The following is a 19931-nucleotide window of genomic DNA, read 5'->3' on the forward strand; positions in this document are numbered from 1 at the left end:
ATCCTCGGGGGGAAGGCCGAAGGCCGTGGGGGGCAGACAGCCCCCCATCCCCGCCCCACATCCCAAAGGAACCCGTCCCATGCAGAACCAATATCGCCTTGGCATCGACGCCGGCGGCACCTTCACCGACTTCATCCTCGCTGACCGCAAGGGCGAGGTGCGCATCTTCAAGGCACTGTCCACCCCGAACGATCCCACCGCGGCCATCCGCAACGGGCTGAAACTGATCGAAGAGGAAACCGGCCTCACGCCGCAGACCATCGTCGCCAATTCCGATCTTTGCATCAACGGCACCACGGTCGGGCTCAATGCGCTGATCACCCATAACGGCGCGAAAACCGGGTTGATCGCCACCGCCGGGCACGAAGACAGCATCGAGATCCGGCTGGGCCACAAGGAAGACGGCTATCGTTACGACCCGGAATATCCGCCCGCCACCATGCTGGTGCCGCGCTACCTGCGCCGTGGTATCGCCGAACGGGTGCTGTCCACCGGCGCCGTCCACACGCCCCTGAACGAAGAGGATGTGCGCGCCGCCTGCCGCCACTTCCTGCGCGAAGAGGTGGAATCCGTTGCCATCAGCTTCGTCTGGTCGGTGCTGCATCCCGAACACGAACAGCGCGCCGCCGAAATCGTGCGCGAGATGATGCCGCATGTCCGCCTGACCGTGGGCAGCCAGCTTTATCCGCAGGTGCGCGAATATACCCGCACCTCCACCGCCATCGTGAACGCCTATCTCGCCCCGATCCTGCAACGCTATGTCGAGGCGGTGGACGGTTACTTCCAGTCGCTCGGCGCGCGCCATCCGGTGCGTTACTTCCAGTCGAATGGCGGGCTGGCGCTGGGGCGGATCGTGTCGGACCAGTCGGTCTATGCCATCAACTCCGGCCCCGCCTCGGCGCCGCAGGCCGCGCTCTATCTGGGCGAGCCCTGGGGGATGCAGGACATCATCACCGTCGATATGGGCGGCACCTCGTTCGACATCACGCTGACCCGCGACGGTCGGGCGAATGTGTCGAAAAACATCGACTTCCTGCGCTACCGCATCGGCATCCCGATGATTCAGGTGGAAACGCTTGGCGCGGGCGGCGGCTCGATCGGCTGGATCGACAGCATGGGTCTGATGCAGATGGGCCCGCAATCGGCAGGGTCGGAACCCGGCCCGGCCTGCTATGACCAAGGCGGCACAAAGCCCACGACCACCGATGCCAACCTGATCCTCGGCTACCTCAATCCCGATGGTCTGGTGGGCGGGCGCCTGCCGCTGAACGTGGAAAAGGCCCGCACCGCCATCAAGACCCATCTGGCCGATCCGCTGGGCATCAGCGTGGAACGCGCCGCCTATGGCATGTTCACCATCGTCAACAACAACATGGTGAACGCCATCCGCCGGGTTTCAGTCGAACGCGGCTATGACCCCCGCGATTTCGTGCTGAACTGCGCGGGCGGGGCCACCGGCGCGCATATCACCGCGCTGGCCCGCGAAATGGGCATCCGCAAGGTGATGATCTCGAAACTCGCCTCGGGGCTCTGCGCTTTCGGGCAGATCCTGTCGGATGTGAAATACAACTACATGGCCCCCGCCCCGATCCGTCTGGAAGGCGCCGAGGCTGCCGCCCGCCTGAACACCCTGTTCACCGATCTGGAAACGCGCGGCACCGCCGATCTGAAGGCCGACAGCTTCACCGATGACCAGATCGCCATCCGCCGGTCGCTGGACATGCGCTATGTCGGGCAGGTGCATGAATGCACCGTGGACGTGGACCCGTTCGAGGTGACCGAAGCCGCGCTGGAACGGCTGAAAGCCGCCTTCCACGCCCGGCATGAAGAGCTTTACACCTATTCCGAACCGCAAAGCGCGGTGGAGGTGGTGAACGTCGAAAGCGCCATCACCGGCGGGGTGGACAAGCCCGCGCGCATGACCGTGGCCCAAGGCAAAGGCGCCCATGCCGCGCTGAAGGGCACGCGCGAGATGATCTTCACCGCCTCGGGTCTGGCCCATGAAACGCCGGTCTATGACGGTGCGCTGCTGGGGGCGGGCGACCGCATCACCGGGCCTGCCGTCATTCAAGAGGTCACCACGACCATCGTGATCGAGCCGGGCTGGGTGGCCGAACTGGATGCAACCGGGGTCTATCTCGTGACGCTGGGCGATGCCCCGGCCCTTGCGGACAGCGCCGCCCGCGCCGAAGCCCTGACCGAGGACGCCTGACATGCCCTTGGCACTGGACCAGGCAGGGGTCGCCTTCGGCGGCTTCCGGGCGCTCAGCGATGTGACGCTTGCGGTAGAGCCGGGGCAGGTGATCGGGCTGATCGGCCCGAATGGCGCAGGCAAGACAACCTGCGTCAACACCCTCACCGGGTTCCAGCGCCCCACATCGGGGCGGGTAACACTGGGGGGGCGCGATGTCTCGCGCCTCTCCGCCCATGCCTTTCGCCGCGCGGGCGTGGCGCGCACCTTTCAGGCCGGGCGGCTGTTCACCGGCCTCGATGTGCTGGACAATCTGGCCTGCACCGGCGTCGGCCTTGGCCAGCGCCGCGCCGCCGCCGAACACGAGGCGGAAGACCTGCTGCGCTGGATGGGCATTGCCGATCTGCAAAGCCGCCCCGCCGCGGGCCTGCCCTATACCGATGAACGCCGCGTCGCCATTGCCCGCGCGCTGATGGGCCGCCCCGCCTTCCTGCTGCTCGATGAACCCGCCGCTGGCATGTCGGAAAAGGAGGCCGCCGATCTGGCCGCCCTGATCCGGCGCATCGCGGTGGAACGGGGCACCGGCTGCCTGCTGATCGAACACAATGTCGGGCTGGTGCTGTCGGTCTGTTCGCATGTCGTGGTGCTGGATGGGGGCCGCGTCATCGAACAGGGCAACCGTGCCGCGATCCTGGGCAGCCGCGCCGTGCGCGAAGCCTATCTTGGCGCCAATGTGGAGGAAGCCTGATGTCCAAGCTGGGTGTCCACGATCTTTCCGTTCGCTATGGCAAACTGACCGCGCTGTCGGACGTGTCCTTCACCGTGGCCGAAGGCGAGCGGCTGTTCATCTCTGGCCCCAATGGTGCGGGCAAATCCTCGCTTCTGGGCGCGATTTCCGGGGCCGTGCGCGCGGCGCATGGCCGGGTGGAGATGGATGGCGACATCCTGTCGGGCCATTCGCCCGAAGGCATCGCCCGGCGCGGGCTGTCGATGGTGCCCGAAGGGCGGCGCATCTTCCGCGCGCTGAGCGTGCAGGAAAACCTGATGGTCGGCACCGGGCTGCGCCGTGACCGCGCTGCCGTGGCCGATGATCTGGCGACGGTCTATGCCGCCTTCCCGATCCTGCACGACCGCCGCCACGCCAATGCCGGGGCGCTTTCGGGCGGCCAACAGCAGATGCTGGCGATTTCGCGTGCGCTGATGACCAACCCCAAGCTGATGCTGGTCGATGAACCCTCGCTCGGCCTCGCGCCCAAGGTGGTGGACGAGGTCTATGACCGGCTGGTGGCCCTGCAGGCCCAGCGCGGCCTGACGCTGGTGATCGTCGAACAATCCTCGGCCCGCGCCGCGCGGGTGGGGGGGCGGATGCTGCTGATGCGCGGCGGGCGGGTGGTCGCCGATGGCGATGCCGCCAGCTTTGCCGCCCATGACCTGCTGTCAGAGGCCTATTTCGGAGACCCCGCATGAGCCTGCAAATCCTGTTCGACGCCCTGTCGCTGGGCGGCATCTACGCCATTGCCGCGCTGGGGATCGCGCTGATCTTCGGCGTGATGAAACTGGTGAACTTCGCCCATGGCCAGTTCATCGCCTGTTCGGTCTTCGCGCTGATCCTGCCCTCGGCGGATGCGGTGGCGGTGCTGGGTCTGGGCGCGCTGCCCGCCGGGCTGCTGATCCCGGCCATTCTGCTGTTCGGCGCCGGGCTGGCGGTTCTGGCCGAAGCCTTCGTCTTCCGCCCGCTGCGCAATGCCAGCCCGGTCGCGCTGATGGTGGCCAGCTTCGCGCTTGGCATCCTGTTGCAGAACCTGCTGCTGGTCACCTATGGCGGGCGCCCCAAGGCGATCAGCCTCTGGCCTGAACTGGGCCAGCCGGTGCGCCTGCTGTCCGCCGAAATCCCGCTGCTGCAACTGTTCGTCATCGGCGCGGTGGGGGTGATTTTGGCCGGTCTGGCGCTGATGCTGAAACGTACGCGTATCGGCTTGGAAATGCGCGCCGCAGCCGAGGATTTCGGCATGGCGCGGTTGCTCGGGGTGCGGGCCAACCGGGTGATCTCGGGCGCCTTCGCGCTGTCCGGCGCGCTGGCTGCCGTGGTGGCGCTGGTGCTGGTGGCGCAAACCGGCGTGGCCGATGTGCGGATGGGCGGGCAGATCATGCTGGTTGCCTTCATCGCCACCGTGATGGGCGGCATGGGCAGCCTGCCCGGCGCCGTCGCCGCGGGCCTTGCGCTTGGTGCCGTCTCGGCCCTGCTGCAAGCCTTCCTGCCGCCCGAGGCCCGGCCCTTCCGCGACGCCTTTCTCTACGGGCTCGTCATCCTTGTCCTGCTCTTCCGCCCGCAAGGCCTTTTCGCCTCTGCCAGCGCCAAACCGAGGGTTTGAGCCATGTCCCCCCAACCCACCACCCCCCACCAGATCCGCCGCCGCATGGCCGCCACAACGCCGGTTCTGCTGGCCCTGCTGCTGCTGGCCTTCGTTCTGGCCGCAACCCTGCTGGGAGATCGGGCCACGGCGCGCATGGCAGCGGAAACCCTGATCCGCGTCACGCTGGTCGTGGGCTTCTGGATCTTCGCCGGCAATTCCGGGGTGATCAGCTTCGGCCATGCCGCCTTTGCCTGCCTTGGCGCCTACACCTCCGCCTGGCTGACACTGCAACCGGCGATGAAGACGCTGCTGCTGCCCGGCCTGCCCGGCTTTCTGGCGCAGGCGCATTGGCCGGTGCTGCCTGCCGCGCTTGCGGCGGGGCTGCTGGCGGCGGCACTGGCGCTGATCAGCGGCGCGGCCATCCTGCGGCTGTCGGGCATCGCCGCCTCGATTGCCACCTTTGCCTTCCTCGCCATGGTCAACACCATCTGGGCCAACTGGACCCCGGTCACCGGCGGCACCTCGTCGGTGGTGGGGCTGGCGCGCTATGTCTCGCCCTGGGTTGCCCTCGGCTGGGCCGTGGCCGCCATCCTCGCCGCCGCCCTTCATGCCGCGTCCGCCTCGGGCCTTGCCCTGCGCGCCTCACGCGAAGATGAGGTGGCCGCCGCCGCCTCGGGCATCGACCGGTATCGTCACCGCCTGCTGGCCTATACCGTTTCCGCCTTTTTCTGCGGGGTGGGCGGCGCGCTGATGGGCCATTTCATCGGCGTCATCAACCCCGACAGCTTCTACCTCAGCCTCACTTTCCTGATGCTCGCCATGCTGGTGATGGGCGGTATCGGCAGCCTGTCCGGCGCGGTGGTCGGCGTGTTGGCCGTCTCCCTCGCCGTCGAGGCGCTGGTGCGGCTGGAAAAGGGCGTGACGCTGGGCACCACCACCTTCGCGCTGCCCCCCGGCAGTCAGGAGATCCTCATCGCGCTGGCGATGATCCTTGTTCTGGTCTTCCGCCCCGCAGGCCTTCTGGCCGGGCGCGAGATCATGCTGCCCGCCCGCTGGGTCACCGGACGCGGCACATCCAATCAATGACCCTTCCCGACAGGAGTTTCCCATGAAATACACCACATCCCTGCTTGCCTTGCTGGCGCTTGCCGCCCCTGTGCAGGCCGAAGACATCACCATCGGCTTCGCCATCGCCAAATCCGGCTGGATGGAGGCTTACGATACCCCCGCCGCCACCGCTGCCAAGATCCGCATCGACGAGATCAACGCCGCAGGGGGCCTGCTGGGCCAGCAGATCAAGGTGGTCGAGGCAGACACCCGCACCGACCGCGCCGAAAGCGCCAAGGCCGGGCTGGACGTGCTGGATCAGGGCGCGCAGATGATGGTCGTCTCCTGCGATTACGATTTCGGCGCGCCCGCCGCCCTTGTGGCCGAGGGCGAAGGGATGAACAGCTTCTTCCTCTGCGCCGAGGACGTGAAGGCAGGTATTCAGGGCGTGGGGCCGAACAGCTTCTCGTCCTCGGTTCTGGCGCCGGTGCAGGGGGCCACCATGGCCGAATGGGCCCATGCCAAGCGCAACGCCCGCACCGCCTATGTGCTGGAAGATACCTTCATCGAATACAACAAGGGCATCTGCACCGGCTTTGACTGGATGTTCCCGACGCTGGAAGGCGCCTCGATCGTCGGCTCCGATACGTTCAAGAACGACGACGCCTCGATCGCCTCGCAGATCACCCGCATCAAGGCGCTGGGGGCGGAACCCGATGTCATCATGCTCTGCTCGGTCATGCCGGGGGCTGCCGCTGCCGTGCGCCAGATCCGCGCGGCGGGCATCAACTCGCTGATCCTGAACGGTTCGGCTGTGGATGGATCTTACTGGCTGGATGCGACGCCGGGCCTGTCAGGCTTCGTGCTGCCGGTGCAAGGCTCGATCCATGGCGACGATCCGCGCCCCGAGGTGGAAACCTTCAACGCCGCCTATGAGGCCAAGACCGGCGCCCGCCCGGCCAGCCAATACGCCTATCCCGGCTATGTGCTGATCGACCTCTGGGCCAAGGCGGTGGAGCGTGCAGGCAGCGTGGATGGCGCCGCCGTCACGGCAGAACTGGAAAAGATGCAGGATGAACCCACCGCCTTCGGCCCGCGCAGCTTCAGCGCCGAGTTGCACCACCAGAACACCGCGCTGATGCAGATCGTCGAAATCACCGATGGCAAACCTGCCCGTGTCGATGAATGGCGCATCTCGCAGCCCGTGCCGATGGATGTGCTGCTGGGCAAATGACCGGCCGCGCCCCCGCGCGGCGGGGGCGCCTTACAGGTAAGGCGGCGTGCAGGCGGAGACCACCACCGCCTCACGATCCCCGATATTGCGAAAGCGGTGCGGCAGGTTGCTGTCGAACAGATAGCTGTCGCCCGCCTTCAGCACCGCGCAATGATCGCCCACCGTGATCTCGATCTCGCCCGCGATCACGATGCCGCCTTCATGCGACACATGTTCCAGCATCGCCTCGCCGGTATCCGCGCCCGGTTCATAGCGTTCATACAGCACCTGCAGGTTATGCGCCCGCGCATCGCCCACCTGTTGCAGCGTGATCTTGCCGCGCGGATCGTCCAGCGTGGAATACAGCTTGGTCGTCAGGTCGCGCAGCTCTTGCGGCTTGAAGAACACCGCCTGCGTCGTCGGCGTGTCGGGTTCAAAGAATTCCGACATGGTGATGCCCAGTCCGCCCAGAATCTTGCGCAACGAGGCTACCGATGGGCTGGAGCGGTTGGTTTCGATCATCGAAATCTGGCCATGCGGCACGCCAGACGCCTCGGCCAACTGCCGCTGCGACAGCCCGGCCACCAGCCGCATCTCTTTCAGCCGCGTGCCAACGTCGAATTCCTGCATGATCGCGCTCCTTCTCTGCCACGACCCTAGGCCAGATACGCCCGATGCGCAACTTCACCCGATAAACCGCCTGATATTTGCAGAATATGTTGCTCAATATCCTGCGCAATGCTACATCGAATCCCAGAACAAAGCTGGAGCCTCAAATGACCGCGACCACCGCCCTCTCCGCCCGCAAATCCGCCGCCGTCGCCCGCGGCGTCTCCACCCGCGGCATCTATGCCATTCGCGCTGAAAACGCCGAACTCTGGGATGCCGAAGGCAAGCGCTACATCGACTTCGCGGCGGGCATCGCCGTCAACAACACCGGCCACCGCCACCCCAAGGTGATGGCCGCCGTCGCCGATCAGGCGCAGGCCTTCACCCATACCTGCTTTCACGTTGCCCCCTACGAATCCTACATCGCGCTTGCGGAACGCCTGAACGCCGCAACCCCCGGGGATTTCGAGAAAAAGACCATGCTCGTCACCACCGGCGCCGAGGCGGTGGAGAACGCGATCAAGATGGCCCGCGCCTTCACCGGACGGTCGGGCGTCATCTCTTTCTCGGGCGGCTTCCATGGCCGCACGCTGCTGGGCATGGCGCTGACCGGCAAGGTTGCGCCCTACAAGAAGGGCTTCGGCGCCATGCCGCCCGAAATCATCCACGCCCCCTTCCCGAATGCCTTCCACGGTGTTTCCGAAGCCGAGGCACTGGCCCAGCTGGACCGCATCTTCGCCTCGTCGGTGGACCCGGAGCGGATTGCCGCGATCATCATCGAACCCGTGCAGGGCGAAGGTGGCTTCACCATCGCGCCGTTCAGTTTCCTGCGCGCCCTGCGCAAGATCTGCGATCAACATGGCATCGTTTTCATCGCCGATGAGGTGCAGGCCGGCATGGCGCGCACCGGGCGGATGTTTGGCGTCAACCATGCCGATGTCGCCCCCGACCTGATCACCATGGCCAAGGGTCTGGCTGGCGGCTTCCCGCTGTCTGCCGTGACGGGCCGCGCCGATATCGTCGATGCGCCCAATCCGGGCGGGGTGGGCGGCACCTATGCGGGCAACCCGCTGGCCATTGCCGCCAGCCATGCCGTGCTGGATGTGATCGACGAGGAAAACCTCTGCGCCCGTGCCGCCGAGATCGGCGAGGTGATCCGCGCCCGGCTGACCGCCATGGCTGCCCGTCAGGGCATGGAATGTATCGGCGACGTGCGCGGCCTTGGCGCGATGAACGCCTTCGAACTGGTGAAAGACCGCGCCACCAATGCGCCCGATGCGCCGCTGACCACTGCCATCGTGGCCGAGGCCGAGGCGCGCGGGCTGATCCTGCTGTCTTGCGGCACGCGCTACAACGTCATCCGCCTGCTGCCGCCGCTGACCATCCCGATGGATCAACTGCACGAGGCGCTGGACATCATCGAAGCCTCGGTCGAGGCTGCGGTGCAGAAAACCGCCTGATCCACCCCTCTTCGCCCCCTGACTGGCCCCGCCTTGCCCCCGGCAAGGCGCGGGCCGACTTTTGCCGAGGCCCCATGACCGACACGCATCTGAACCTCATCGCCGGCCAATGGGTGCCGGGCGACCACGCGAGCGAAAACCGCAACCCCTCCGATATTGCCGATGTGATCGGCCATTACGCCAGCGCCACCGAAGACGACGTGGCCCGCGCCACGGCCGCCGCCGCCGAGGCCCAGCGCGCCTGGTTCAGCGGCGGCCCCCAGCCCCGCGCCGATCTGCTGGATCGCGTGGCCGGGCTGATCGAGGCGCGCGCCACCGAAATCGGCACCATGCTGGCGCGGGAAGAGGGCAAGATCCTGCCCGAAGCCATCGCCGAAACCCGCCGCGCCGCGCAGATCTTCCGCTTTTACGCGGGCGAGGCGCTGCGCATCCCCGGCGAGGCGCTCGCCTCCACCCGCCCCGGCGTGGATGTCGAGGTGCTGCGCGAACCGATGGGCGTTGTGGGCCTGATCACGCCCTGGAACTTCCCGATCGCCATTCCCGCCTGGAAGATCGCCCCGGCGCTGGCCTATGGCAATGCGGTGGTGTTCAAACCCGCCGAAATCACCCCCGGCACCGCGCATCTGCTGGCACAGATCCTGCACGAGGCGGGCGTGCCGCCGGGCGTGTTCAACCTTGTGATGGGCGCAGGCAGCCGGGTGGGCGCCGCGATGGTCGCCCAGCCCGAGATCGCCGCCCTGACTTTCACCGGATCGGCCCGCACCGGCCGCGCCATTGCCCGCCGCGCCGCCGAAACGATGAAGAAGGTGCAGCTGGAAATGGGCGGCAAGAACCCGATGGTGGTTCTGAACGATGCCGATGTGCCGCTGGCCGTGGCCGCCTGCCTGAACGGCGCCTTCTTCTCCACCGGGCAGCGCTGCACCGCCTCGTCGCGGCTGATCGTGGAAAGCGGCATCCATGACGCTTTCGTGGCCGAACTGTCGCGCCAGATGCAGGCGCTGCGCGTCGGCCCGGCCTTGGCCGCCGACAGCCAGATCGGCCCGGTCGTCTCGGCGCCGCAACTGGATGGCAATCTGGGCTATGTCCGGCTTGCGGCGGAAGAAGGTTGCACCGTGCTGGGCGGCGACTGTCTGAACGGCCCGACCGAGGGCTATTTCCAGCGCCCCGCCCTGTTCCTGAACGCACACAACGACATGCGCGTGGCGCGCGAGGAAATCTTCGGTCCCTGCGCCACAGTGATCCGCGCCGACAGCTATGACCATGCGCTTGCCCTCGCCAATGCCACCGAGTTTGGCCTGTCCGCCGGGATCTGCACCCGCTCGCTCGCCAAGGCGCGGCATTTCCGCCATCACGCGCGGGCAGGCATGGTGATGGTGAACCTGCCCACCGCAGGGGTGGATTACCATGTGCCCTTCGGCGGCACGCGCGGCAGCTCGCACGGGTCGCGCGAACAGGGGCGCCATGCGGTGGAATTCTACACCACCGTCAAGACCAGCTACAGCTTTGCGGGCGATCCGCTGACCGAAACCGCCTGATCTTCCCACCGCCCCGAACGCCCCGGACAGGCCGCGAACGCCCGTCCGGGGCGTTCTCATATGCCGATGCAGCAAAACCGGCTGCTGCAAATCCACAGCACCCAACGCAAAACCACATCACCCCGCGACAAGAGGCACGCGATCCCCGGCGCCACATCCCGCCAAAAACTCCCGGAATGTTTTTCTTTCCCTTAATAATCAGTCAACTAGACAAAATCCACGCCCCGCCCCGCAAAACTGGCCCCAAACCTGCATCTCCCCAATCGAACGCGCTGATTGCCGGAGCTTGCCATGACCGAGACTGCCGCCCCCCTCGCCGATGCCCCCTATCTTGACGTTGCCGACCCTGCCTTCTCGATCCGCTCGCAGGCGGTAAAAGATGCGCGGGCGCAAAGCTGGTATGCCCGCACCCCCTATGGCATCGCCGTGCTGCGCTATGACGAGGTGCAAAAGCTGCTGCGCCACCCGAAGCTGCGGCAGGGCAGCCATCTGTGGCCGCAGCACAATGGCGTCACCACCGGCAAATTTGCCACCTGGTGGTGCAACATGCTGCTGTGTCAGGAAGGCGAAACCCATGGCCGCCTGCGCCGCATGGCCAACCCCGCCTTCTCGCCCAAGCTGATCGCGGATCTGCAGCCGAAATTCCAGGCACTGGCCAACCGCCTGATCGACCAGTTCGCGGCCAAGGGCGAATGTGATTTCATCGCCGATTTCACCGAACCCTATGCCACCGGCGTGATCTGCGATCTGCTGGGCCTGCCGTTCGAGAAATGGCGCGAACTGGCCGACATCGCCGCCGATATGGGCCTCGCCCTGGGTGTGACCTTCAAGCAGGATCTGCCGAAGATCGAGGCCGCCATCGCCCGGCTGTTCGCCTATGCCGAAGAGCTGGTGGCCGACCGCCGCGCCCATCCCTCCGCCGATTTCGTGGGGATGCTGGTCAAGGCCAATACCGAAAACAAGGATCAGCTTTCCGATCAGGAACTGCTCGACATGATCGTGCTGGCGATCTTTGGCGGCATCGACACGACGCGCAACCAGATCGGGCTGGCGATGGATATGTTCGTGCAGAACCCCGACCAATGGGCGCTGCTGGCCGAACGCCCCGATCTGGCCAAAGCCGCCGTCGAAGAGGTGATGCGCACCCGCCCCACCGTGACCTGGGTCACCCGTGCCGCAACCGAAACCTTCACCTTCAACGGGCTGGAGATTGCCGAGGGCACCACCCTGCACCTGTACGGCCAGACCGCCGCCACCGACCCGGCGGTGATGCCCGATGCCGAACGCTTTGACATCACCGCCGAACGCAAGCCGCATTTCGGCTTTGGCGGCGGCGCGCATCACTGCCTTGGCCATTTCATCGCCCGTGGCGACATGACCGAGGCGCTGAAACTGCTGGCCAGCCGCCTGAAGAACCCGCGCTTCGCCGCGCCGGTCGAATGGCTGCCCGACAGCGGCAATACCGGCGCGATCCGCATGCCGCTGGCCTTTGATCCGGCCTGAGACGCCGGACATCCCACAAGAAACCAACAGGAAGTGACTCATGAAAGTTCATGTCGATATGTCGATCTGCCTCTTGCACGGCCAATGCGTGATCGCCGCGCCCGAGGTGTTTTCCTTTGACGATGACGGCGGTCTCGTCTGGGTGAAAGAGATCGGCGAAGACCTGCGCGCCGATACCGAAGCCGCCGCCGATGCCTGCCCCGAGCAGGCCATCGTGCTGGAAGGCTAAGGCCGTGGCGCCGCGCGTCACCATCGTCGGGGCCTCGCTGGCCGGGCTGCGCAGCGCCGAAGCGGTGCGCGCCCTGCTGCCCGACGCCCGCATCACCCTGATCGGCGACGAACCGCACGCCCCCTACAACCGCCCGCCGCTGTCGAAAGACGTGGCAGAGCAACTGGCCGGGGCCGATGCAGAAACGCAGCAGGCGGCGCTGGCGAAACTGACCTTCAAGCACCGCCTGCCCGATGCCGGGCTGGACTGGCGGCTGGGGGTCAAGGCGACCGGCTTTGACGCCGACGCCCGCAGCGTGCGTCTGTCGGATGGCGGGCGCATCGCCCATGACTGGCTGATTGCCGCCAGCGGGCTGCGGCCCCGCCGCCTGCCCTTCGCAGGGGCCGAAGCCCGCCGCCATGTGCTGCGCAGCTTTGACGATGCGGCCCGGCTGGGCGCGCAACTCGTGCCCGGCGCACGGATGCTGGTGGTGGGGGCAGGTTTCATCGGCTGCGAAATCGCCGCAACGGCGGCGCATCTGGGCCTGTCGGTGACGGTGATCGAACCGCAGGCGGCGCCGATGCTGGCGGCCCTTGGCCCCGATGTGGCGCAGGCCATGGCCAGCTTTCACCGCGCCCGGGGCATCGACCTGCGCTGTGGTCTGACGGTCACCGGCCTGTCGGATGCAAACGGGGTAACCCTGACACTGTCTGACGGCAGCACCGTCACCGGCGATCTGCTGGTCGAGGCGGTGGGCTCACTGCCCAATACCGAATGGCTGACCGACCCGGCGCTGGATCTGTCGAATGGCGTGCTGACCGATGCCACCCTGACGGCCCCGGGCAACCCGCGCCTGCTGGCCGTGGGCGATCTGGCGCGCTTTCCCAACCCGCTGTTCGGCCCCGCGCCGCGCCGGGTGGAACATTGGTGCGTGCCCGGCCAGACCGCGAAACGCGCCGCCGAAACCATCGCCGCCCGCGCGGCGGGCCACGACCCCGCCCCCACCTTCGCCCCGATGCCCAGTTTCTGGAGCGATCAGCACGGGATGCGCCTGCAAAGCTTCGGCGCGCCCGCGCTGGCCGATGCGATCCGCATCGCCGAAGGGCGGCTGGACCGGCTGGGGCAAGAGCCCTGCCTTGTCGAGTATCTGCAGGGCGGGCGGCTGATCGGCCTTCTGGGCCTTGGCCTGTCGCCCGCACACCTGACCCGCCACCGGCCCCGGCTGGATGCGGCACTGAACGAAACCGTGGCCGCATAAGAGCCGCGAACAGGGAGAACAGAATGTCCACGCTCACCGACGCCCTCGCGCCGTTCGACGCCGAGGTCGTGCATGTCGGCCAGTTCGATCTGGCCTCGGTCTTTCGCGAACGCCGCCTGCGCCGCGCGCAATTCCTGCAATGGGCCGAAGATCCGCGCTTTGCCAATGTGATCGCGCATTGGGATACCGCCGACAGCCTGTTCGGCGGCACGCGCTACTACACCGAAACCGTCGAAATCGACGCCAGCTCGATCCGCCGCAATCCGTCGGAACCCAATGCCGTGTCGGTCATCGCCGAACTGTCAGGCGATGCGAAAGAGCTGATGCCGCGTCAGGTGCTGCGCCGCCAGATCGAACGTGCGGCGGCCATGGGCTTCAAGGTCGATGCCGCCTTTGAATTCGAAGTGATCCTGCTGGACGAAGACGCAACCACGGTGCGCAGCAAGGGCTTTGCCGGGCTGGAGAAATTCGCGCCCGACAACAAATGCTGGTCCGGCACCACCGCCAATACCCATGCCGGTTTCATCGCCGCGCTGGAGGCGGAGATTCTGGGCCATGACATCGCGCTGCACGGGCTGGGCGTCGAACTCGGGCCGGGCTGTCTGGAGGGCACCCTTGCCGCGACCGAAGGTCTGCGCGCCGCCGATGATGCCGCCTTCTTCCGGCTGGCAACCCGCGCCTTTGCCCGCAAACACGGCAAGACCGCCAGCTTCATGCCTTACCTTGGCGCCGAATATCCCGGCATCGGCGGGCATATCTGCCTGTCGCTGAAAGATGCCACCACCGGCGCCAACCTGTTCTCCTCGCCCGACGGCCATACCAACGCGCTGGCCGGGCAATTCATCGCCGGGATGATGGACATCGTGCCCGAGGCCTTTGCCATGTGCACCGGCACCGTCAACGCCTATCGCCGTCTGGCACCGGGAAGCTGGGCGCCGAAATCGCTGACCTGGGCCGAACATCCCTTCACCGTCGCCGTCCGCTCTGCCCCCCATGCCGGGCCGCTGGCGCGGCTGGAATTCCGCGTGCCGCCCGCCGATTGCAACCCCTATCTGACCATGGCGATGATGCTGGGCGCGGGGCTGGATGGTATCGCACGCGGCCTGCCCGCCCCTGCCGCCACCGCCTCGGCCGGGCCTGATTTCGTGCCCGAAGGTGCCCAGCGCTTCCCGCGCGATCTGGCCGAAGCCGCCGACCGGCTGGATCGTTCGGCCGCCGTGCGCCGCATCTGGGGCGACGCCTTCACCGACAATTACGCGGCAGCCTGCCGCGCCGAATACGCAAGCCTAGCAAAAGCTGTCAGCGCGGAAGAGCGCGCCCGTTATCTGGAGGGATGAGAGAATGAACAAGATGGTTACCGGCACCCAAGCGCGCACCGATACCGACTATCACCGCGACATCGAAGCCCCCGGCCGCGCCGCGCTCGTGAAACGCGTCCGCGACAAGATCAACGCCCTGGGCGTAGAATATATCTATTATCAATATATCTCGATCACCGGCCGGGTGATGGGCAAGGCCGCCCCGGCGCGGCATTGGGAAACCCAGGCCCGCAAAGGCGTGCAGACCTGGATGGGCGGCGTGGCCAACGTCACCCCCGATTTCAAGGGCAACCTGATCGGCTTCGACAGCAATGCGATGGAATGTATCGCCCTGCCCGACCCCGACACCTTCTGCCAGCTGCCCTGGGACAAGCGCGTCGCCCGCGTGTTCTGCACGCTGTATTACAGCCTCGAGGATTACACCTCGCCCGGCATGTATTACGAACATGACACCCGCGGGAACCTGAAGCGCTTCGACGCCGAATTCCGCACCAAACACAACGGCCTGCACCTGCGCGTCGGGCTGGAGCCGGAAATGCTCTGGCTCAAACCCAAGGCGGGCGAAGTGCGCCCCTATGAAGGCATCACCGAGGCCTTCGCCTATCACATCGGCCAGTTCGAATCCGCCCGCCATATCTGGACCCAGGTCAGCGACTATGCGCTCGCCATGGGGCTGGACATGATCCAGGGCGATTGCGAAGACGCCCCCGGCCAGATCGAACTGAACTACCAGTTCGACGATGCCCTGCCGACCTGCGACCGGATGACCACCTATCGCCAGATCTGCGCCGAGGTGGCCCGCCAGCATGGGCTGATCGCCTGCTTCATGGCCAAACCCTTCATGGGCTATGCCGCCAATGGCTGTCACCACAACTGCTCGGTCTGGACAGGCGGTTCGCGCGAGATGCAGGAACTGGTGCCGGGCGAGGCGCCGGGGATGGAAGAGCTGTTCCACTATTCCAAAGGCGGCGTGAACGAGTTTGAAAACAAGGATGGCGGCTGGATTCCCACCGAACTGGGCCACCACATCCTTGGCGGCAGCCTGAAACATATCGACGCGCTGACCTGCCTTGGCGCCTCGACCGTGAACAGCTATCGCCGCTTCAATGATTACGGCCTCTGGGCCCCGATCGGCGCCAACTGGGGCCTGCAGAACCGCAGCTGCACCATCCGCATCTCCTCGCCCGACCGCTTTGAATTCCGCGCGGTGGACAGCATGGTCAACCCGCATCTGTTCTGCGGCGCGCTGCTGAAGGCGATGGATGACGGCATCACCAACAAGATCGACCCCGGCCCGCATGAAACCCGCAACGTCACCACCGTCTGGCAATCGGGCGAGCCGGTGAAACTGATCCCGCTGAACCTGCACGACGCCCTCGAAGCGCTGAAAAAAGACGATGTGATCAAATCGGCCCTTCCCGGACGGCTCTATGAGGTATTCGATGAGTACAAACGTGACGAGTGGACCCGGTTCCTGCGTGAAGTGACCAACTGGGATGTCGAACGCTATCTGCATTGCGTGCCGTGATCCCGATCTGCCTCTGAAAGGAGCCCCGATGAACCGCCCCCTCGCCCCGCAGATCGCCGCCGTGCCCGGCCCGATGGTTGACATCCTGTCGCCGGACGGGCTGATCCTTGGCGCCGATCCGGTGCAGGCAGCGCGGCTCGGCCTGACAGCCGACGCGCTGGAAGGGGCGGACTGGGCGCGCATCTATACGCTGGATGCGCGCGACCGGATCGCGGCGCTGTTCGCGCAGGGGACGGCGGCCATCACCCCTGCCGTCCTGCCGATGGTGCTGCGCGCCGCTTCGGGCGCAACACTGGCCACCGCCGCCGTGGCCGATTGGGTGGATGACCCGCAGCATGGCCGCTGCCTGCGGCTGTGGAAATGGCCGACAGGCGGGGCACTGGATGACGTGGCCCGCCTGTCGGAAGCCAACGAGGTGCTGTCCGGCATCGTCGCCGCCTCCTCCGATGCCGGCTGGTGCATGGAATGGGCCGATCCGGTGGATCTGTCGGCGCCGGAACATGAAATCGTCCGGCAGGTCTTTGAAAACGGGCCGCGCTGGCGCTTTTGCAACGAGGCGATGGCGCGGCTGTATCGCACCCCGCCGGGCAAGGATTTCAACGCTCTGCCCGTGTCGGAAACCTTTCCGCGCACCCCGGAAAACGAAGATTTCATCCGCCGCCTGATCCGCGCAGATTTCGACATGACCGCCTCTCCCTCGCGCGATCTGCGCTATGACGGCATGTTCATCGACGTGGAAAACGATGTGCGCGGCCATATCCGCGGCAACAAGCTGGTGCGCATGTGGGGCACTGTGCGCGATGTGTCCAAACATGTGCGGCGGGAAACCCTGCTGCGCGATGAAATCGGCGCGCTGCAATCGGTGCTGGCGGCCCTGCCCGATCCGGTTCTGGTCGTCGATGATGCGGGGGCGCCGATCTATCTCAACATCGCCGCCGAAGCGCTGTTTGAAGGCCCGCCCGAGGTCATCGCCCTGCGCCAGTTCGAAGACCTGCTGGAAACCGGGCGCCCGCTGGCCGCGCTGCTGGCCGATGCCACCAGCCTGCACGCCACCCGCAGCCCGTTTTCCGCGCTGGCCCTGCGCCCCAGCGGCCCGTTGCGGGTGGAAGGCACTGCCGCCAGCTTTGACCTGCGCGGCACGCCCGCGCTGGTCTTGTGCCTGCGCCCCGCCAGCCGGGCCGAGCGGGGGGCGCAATGAAGATGACGCTGCCGCAAGACCCTCCGACCAAACCCGCCGCCGAACGCGCGCGGCTGCTGCTGGCCGCCTTCGACGCCGCACCCGACGGGCTGATCGTGCTGAACCCCGAAGGGCTGGTGGTGCTGTGCAACCGCGAGGCCGCCACGCTGGCCGGGCTGGGCAACGCCCGGGTCAGCGGCCAGCCCTTTGCCGAACTGGCCCGCCTGTCGGCCCTGAACTGGGCCCCGATCGAGGAACTGGTCGCCTCGGGCCGGTCTGGCGACATGATCCTGCGCAGCGACGGGATGGGGGCGATCTTCGTCACCCTGCGCCGCATCGCCGATCAGCCCGGCGCGCTGGCGCTGACACTGCGCGATCTGGCGGTGTTCGACCATGCCCGCCGCCGCGCCACCGGCGAGCGTGACCCCGCCGGCTTCTCTTCCACCGTCGAGCGGCGCCTGCGCCCCGATTTCGCCCGCCAGCGTCAGCTTTCCCCCTATCTGGACCGCATCATCGCCCGGGGCGAACGCGCTTTGCTGCAAGGCGCCCGCGTCATCATCACCGGCGAAAGCGGCGTCGGTAAAACCGAAATCGCCCGCCACCTGCACAGCTTCGTCGCCAATGGCGCCGATCCTTTCGTGGCGGTGAACTGCGCCGCCATCCCCGAAACCCTGTTTGAATCCGAACTGTTCGGCTATGAACGCGGCGCCTTCACCGGCGCGCTGACCGAAGGCAAGAAGGGCCTGATCGAGGCGGCGGAAGGTGGCACGCTGTTTCTGGATGAAATCGGCGAGATCCCCCTGACGCTGCAGGCCAAGCTGCTCAGCTTTCTGGAAGACGGTCTGGTGCTGCGCGTCGGCTCCACCCGCCCGCGCCGGGTCAACCTGCGCATCATCACCGCCACCAACCGCGACCTGCTGGAAATGGCCGAAGATCGCCGCTTCCGGCTGGATCTCTATTACCGGCTGGCCGTGGTCAACATGCCGATCAAACCGCTGCGCGACATGCCCGAACTGCTCGATCACCTGATCGAACGGTTTCTGACCGCGATCAACCAGCGCCGGGCGCAACCGCTCGTGCTGTCTGCCGATCTGCGGGCGCGGCTGCTGGCCTATCACTATCCCGGAAACATCCGCGAACTGGCCAATCTTCTGCAACAGATTTCGGTTCTGGGCGACGGCGAGGATGAATTGCCGCGCCGTCTGCAATCCGTCCAGCCCGCCCCCGATCCGGGGGCGGAAGGCGGCTCTTTGCGTGCGCAGGTCGCAGGCTTCGAGACGCGCGTGATCGAGGAGGCGATCCGCATCCATGGCAGCAAGCGCAAGGCGGCTGCCGCCCTTGGTGTCGATATCGGCACCATTGTCCGAAAAACCAGAAAAGAGCCCTGAGGGCCAAACAACCACCAACAGGAGAGCGAGAGAATGAAAAAGACCCTGACTGCCATGCTGACCCTCGGCCTTGCCGCCGGTCCTGCGCTTGCCGAAGGCACGGTGAACGTGCTGACCTGGGAAGGCTATGCCGACCCGTCCTTCATCACCAAGTTCGAAGAAGAATCCGGCTGCAAGGTCAGCGCGACCTATGTCGGCTCGAATGACGATTTCGCGCCGAAACTGCTGGGCGGCGGCGGCATCTATGACCTGATCACCCCCTCCATCGACACCACCGCCCTGATGATCGACCTCGGGCTGGTAGAGCCGCTGGATACCGCCGCGATCACCGGCTGGAACGACATCTACCCGAAATTCCTGTCGCAAGAGGGGATCCAGCGGGACGGCGCCTATTACGGCATGCCCTATGTCTGGGGCGCCATCGCCTTCATGTATCTCGACAGCGCCTTCCCCACTCCGCCGACCTCGATCGCCGATCTGTGGAACCCGGAACTGAAGGGCAAGATCTCGCTCTGGGATGACAAAAGCTCGATCTATGTCGCTGCGCGCAAGAATGGCGACATGGACATCTACAACCTGACCGACGAGCAGATCGAAAAGGCCAAGGCCGCGCTGGTCGAACAGAAACCGCTGGTGCGCAAATACTGGGCCACGGCGGGGGAACTGGTCGATCTTTACAAGGCAGGCGAGGTTGTGATCTCCAACACCTGGGCCGGCTATCAATCGGGTCTGCTGAAGGCCGAAGGCGTGAAGGTGACAGAGTTCATCCCGAAAGAAGGCGCCGAGGGCTGGATGGACAGCTGGATGGTGGTGAAAGACACCCCCAACAAGGAATGTGCCTACAAGTTCCTCAACATGCAGCTTTCCGAACTGGGCCAATGCGGTGTGGCCAATGTGAACGGTTATTCGGTTGCCAATGCCGCCGCCGCCAAGGCCTGCATGCCCGCCGAACAATATGCCGCCCTGCATCAGGATGACCCGAACTATCTGGACAGCCTGCAGGTCTGGCAAGCGCTCGGTGATCGGTTCGAGGCCTATACCAACGCCTGGAATGCCGTGAAGGCGCAGTAACCGCACCTCTCCGACTCCATCGGGGAAAAGATCGGGGGCGGGCGGCTTCGGCTGCCCGCCACCCGGGCGG

General features: G+C 66.2%; 17 protein-coding genes. 16 read left to right on the forward strand and 1 reads right to left on the reverse strand.

Going from position 1 to position 19931, the window contains the following annotated elements; genetic code table 11:
* Positions 1-79: 79 nt before the first annotated feature.
* Genes capA through BMX43_RS03545 form a run of 6 tightly spaced genes read left to right on the forward strand, consistent with a single transcriptional unit; the run spans position 80 to position 6826 of the window.
* On the forward strand, positions 80-2212 hold the full coding sequence (gene capA / locus BMX43_RS03520; RefSeq protein WP_091296783.1) for a caprolactamase subunit alpha: 2133 nt from the start codon (positions 80-82) through the stop codon (positions 2210-2212).
* Between the two features lies 1 nt (position 2213).
* Positions 2214-2939 carry an ABC transporter ATP-binding protein gene (locus tag BMX43_RS03525; RefSeq protein ID WP_091296786.1) on the forward strand — a complete coding sequence of 242 codons (726 nt, stop codon included), beginning with the start codon at positions 2214-2216 and terminating at the stop codon, positions 2937-2939.
* Complete coding sequence (locus BMX43_RS03530) at positions 2939-3658, forward strand: ABC transporter ATP-binding protein (protein ID WP_091296789.1); 720 nt, start codon at positions 2939-2941, stop codon at positions 3656-3658. The genes BMX43_RS03525 and BMX43_RS03530 overlap by 1 nt, the downstream gene beginning before the upstream one ends.
* Entirely contained in the window at positions 3655-4563 is a 909-nt protein-coding gene (locus BMX43_RS03535; protein ID WP_091296792.1) for a branched-chain amino acid ABC transporter permease, read from the forward strand. Before BMX43_RS03530 ends, BMX43_RS03535 begins: the two co-directional genes overlap by 4 nt.
* A 3-nt stretch (positions 4564-4566) precedes the next feature.
* Entirely contained in the window at positions 4567-5631 is a 1065-nt protein-coding gene (locus tag BMX43_RS03540) for a branched-chain amino acid ABC transporter permease (protein WP_091296795.1), read from the forward strand.
* Positions 5632-5653: 22 nt separating this feature from the next.
* Positions 5654-6826: an ABC transporter substrate-binding protein gene (locus tag BMX43_RS03545; protein ID WP_091296798.1), complete on the forward strand. Its 1173-nt coding sequence runs from the start codon at positions 5654-5656 to the stop codon at positions 6824-6826.
* A gap of 30 nt (positions 6827-6856) precedes the next feature.
* Here the strand turns inward: BMX43_RS03545 and BMX43_RS03550 are convergent, their stop codons facing one another.
* Positions 6857-7435 carry a cupin domain-containing protein gene (locus BMX43_RS03550; RefSeq protein WP_091296801.1) on the reverse strand — a complete coding sequence of 193 codons (579 nt, stop codon included), beginning with the start codon at positions 7433-7435 and terminating at the stop codon, positions 6857-6859.
* Positions 7436-7581: 146 nt separating this feature from the next.
* Here BMX43_RS03550 and gabT point away from each other — a divergent pair, with 146 nt between their 5' ends.
* The 10 genes from gabT (at position 7582) to BMX43_RS03600 (ending at position 19861) form a co-directional block, all read left to right on the forward strand.
* A complete protein-coding gene (gene gabT / locus BMX43_RS03555) occupies positions 7582-8874 on the forward strand; it encodes a 4-aminobutyrate--2-oxoglutarate transaminase (RefSeq protein ID WP_091296804.1) in 1293 nt (430 codons plus the stop codon).
* Between the two features lie 74 nt (positions 8875-8948).
* On the forward strand, positions 8949-10409 hold the full coding sequence (locus tag BMX43_RS03560; protein WP_091296807.1) for an aldehyde dehydrogenase family protein: 1461 nt from the start codon (positions 8949-8951) through the stop codon (positions 10407-10409).
* 291 nt (positions 10410-10700) lie between these two features.
* Complete coding sequence (locus tag BMX43_RS03565) at positions 10701-11912, forward strand: cytochrome P450 (RefSeq protein WP_091296810.1); 1212 nt, start codon at positions 10701-10703, stop codon at positions 11910-11912.
* A 40-nt stretch (positions 11913-11952) separates the two neighbouring features.
* Positions 11953-12141, forward strand: coding sequence for a ferredoxin (locus BMX43_RS03570; protein WP_091296812.1), 189 nt, complete (start codon positions 11953-11955; stop codon positions 12139-12141).
* Positions 12142-12145: 4 nt separating this feature from the next.
* Complete coding sequence (locus tag BMX43_RS03575) at positions 12146-13378, forward strand: NAD(P)/FAD-dependent oxidoreductase (RefSeq protein ID WP_217643925.1); 1233 nt, start codon at positions 12146-12148, stop codon at positions 13376-13378.
* Between the two features lie 23 nt (positions 13379-13401).
* Positions 13402-14715, forward strand: coding sequence for a type I glutamate--ammonia ligase (locus BMX43_RS03580; protein ID WP_091296816.1), 1314 nt, complete (start codon positions 13402-13404; stop codon positions 14713-14715).
* Between the two features lie 4 nt (positions 14716-14719).
* Positions 14720-16225 (forward strand): glutamine synthetase family protein, encoded by a 1506-nt coding sequence (locus BMX43_RS03585; RefSeq protein WP_091296819.1) that lies wholly within the window; start codon positions 14720-14722, stop codon positions 16223-16225.
* Between the two features lie 28 nt (positions 16226-16253).
* Positions 16254-17423: a PAS domain-containing protein gene (locus BMX43_RS03590; protein WP_091296821.1), complete on the forward strand. Its 1170-nt coding sequence runs from the start codon at positions 16254-16256 to the stop codon at positions 17421-17423.
* On the forward strand, positions 17420-18790 hold the full coding sequence (locus BMX43_RS03595) for a sigma-54 interaction domain-containing protein (protein WP_091296824.1): 1371 nt from the start codon (positions 17420-17422) through the stop codon (positions 18788-18790). The genes BMX43_RS03590 and BMX43_RS03595 overlap by 4 nt, the downstream gene beginning before the upstream one ends.
* A gap of 33 nt (positions 18791-18823) precedes the next feature.
* A complete protein-coding gene (locus BMX43_RS03600) occupies positions 18824-19861 on the forward strand; it encodes an ABC transporter substrate-binding protein (RefSeq protein ID WP_091296827.1) in 1038 nt (345 codons plus the stop codon).
* Positions 19862-19931: the final 70 nt, after the last annotated feature.

It is taken from the genome of Gemmobacter aquatilis (genome assembly GCF_900110025.1).
GTDB lineage: Bacteria > Pseudomonadota > Alphaproteobacteria > Rhodobacterales > Rhodobacteraceae > Gemmobacter > Gemmobacter aquatilis.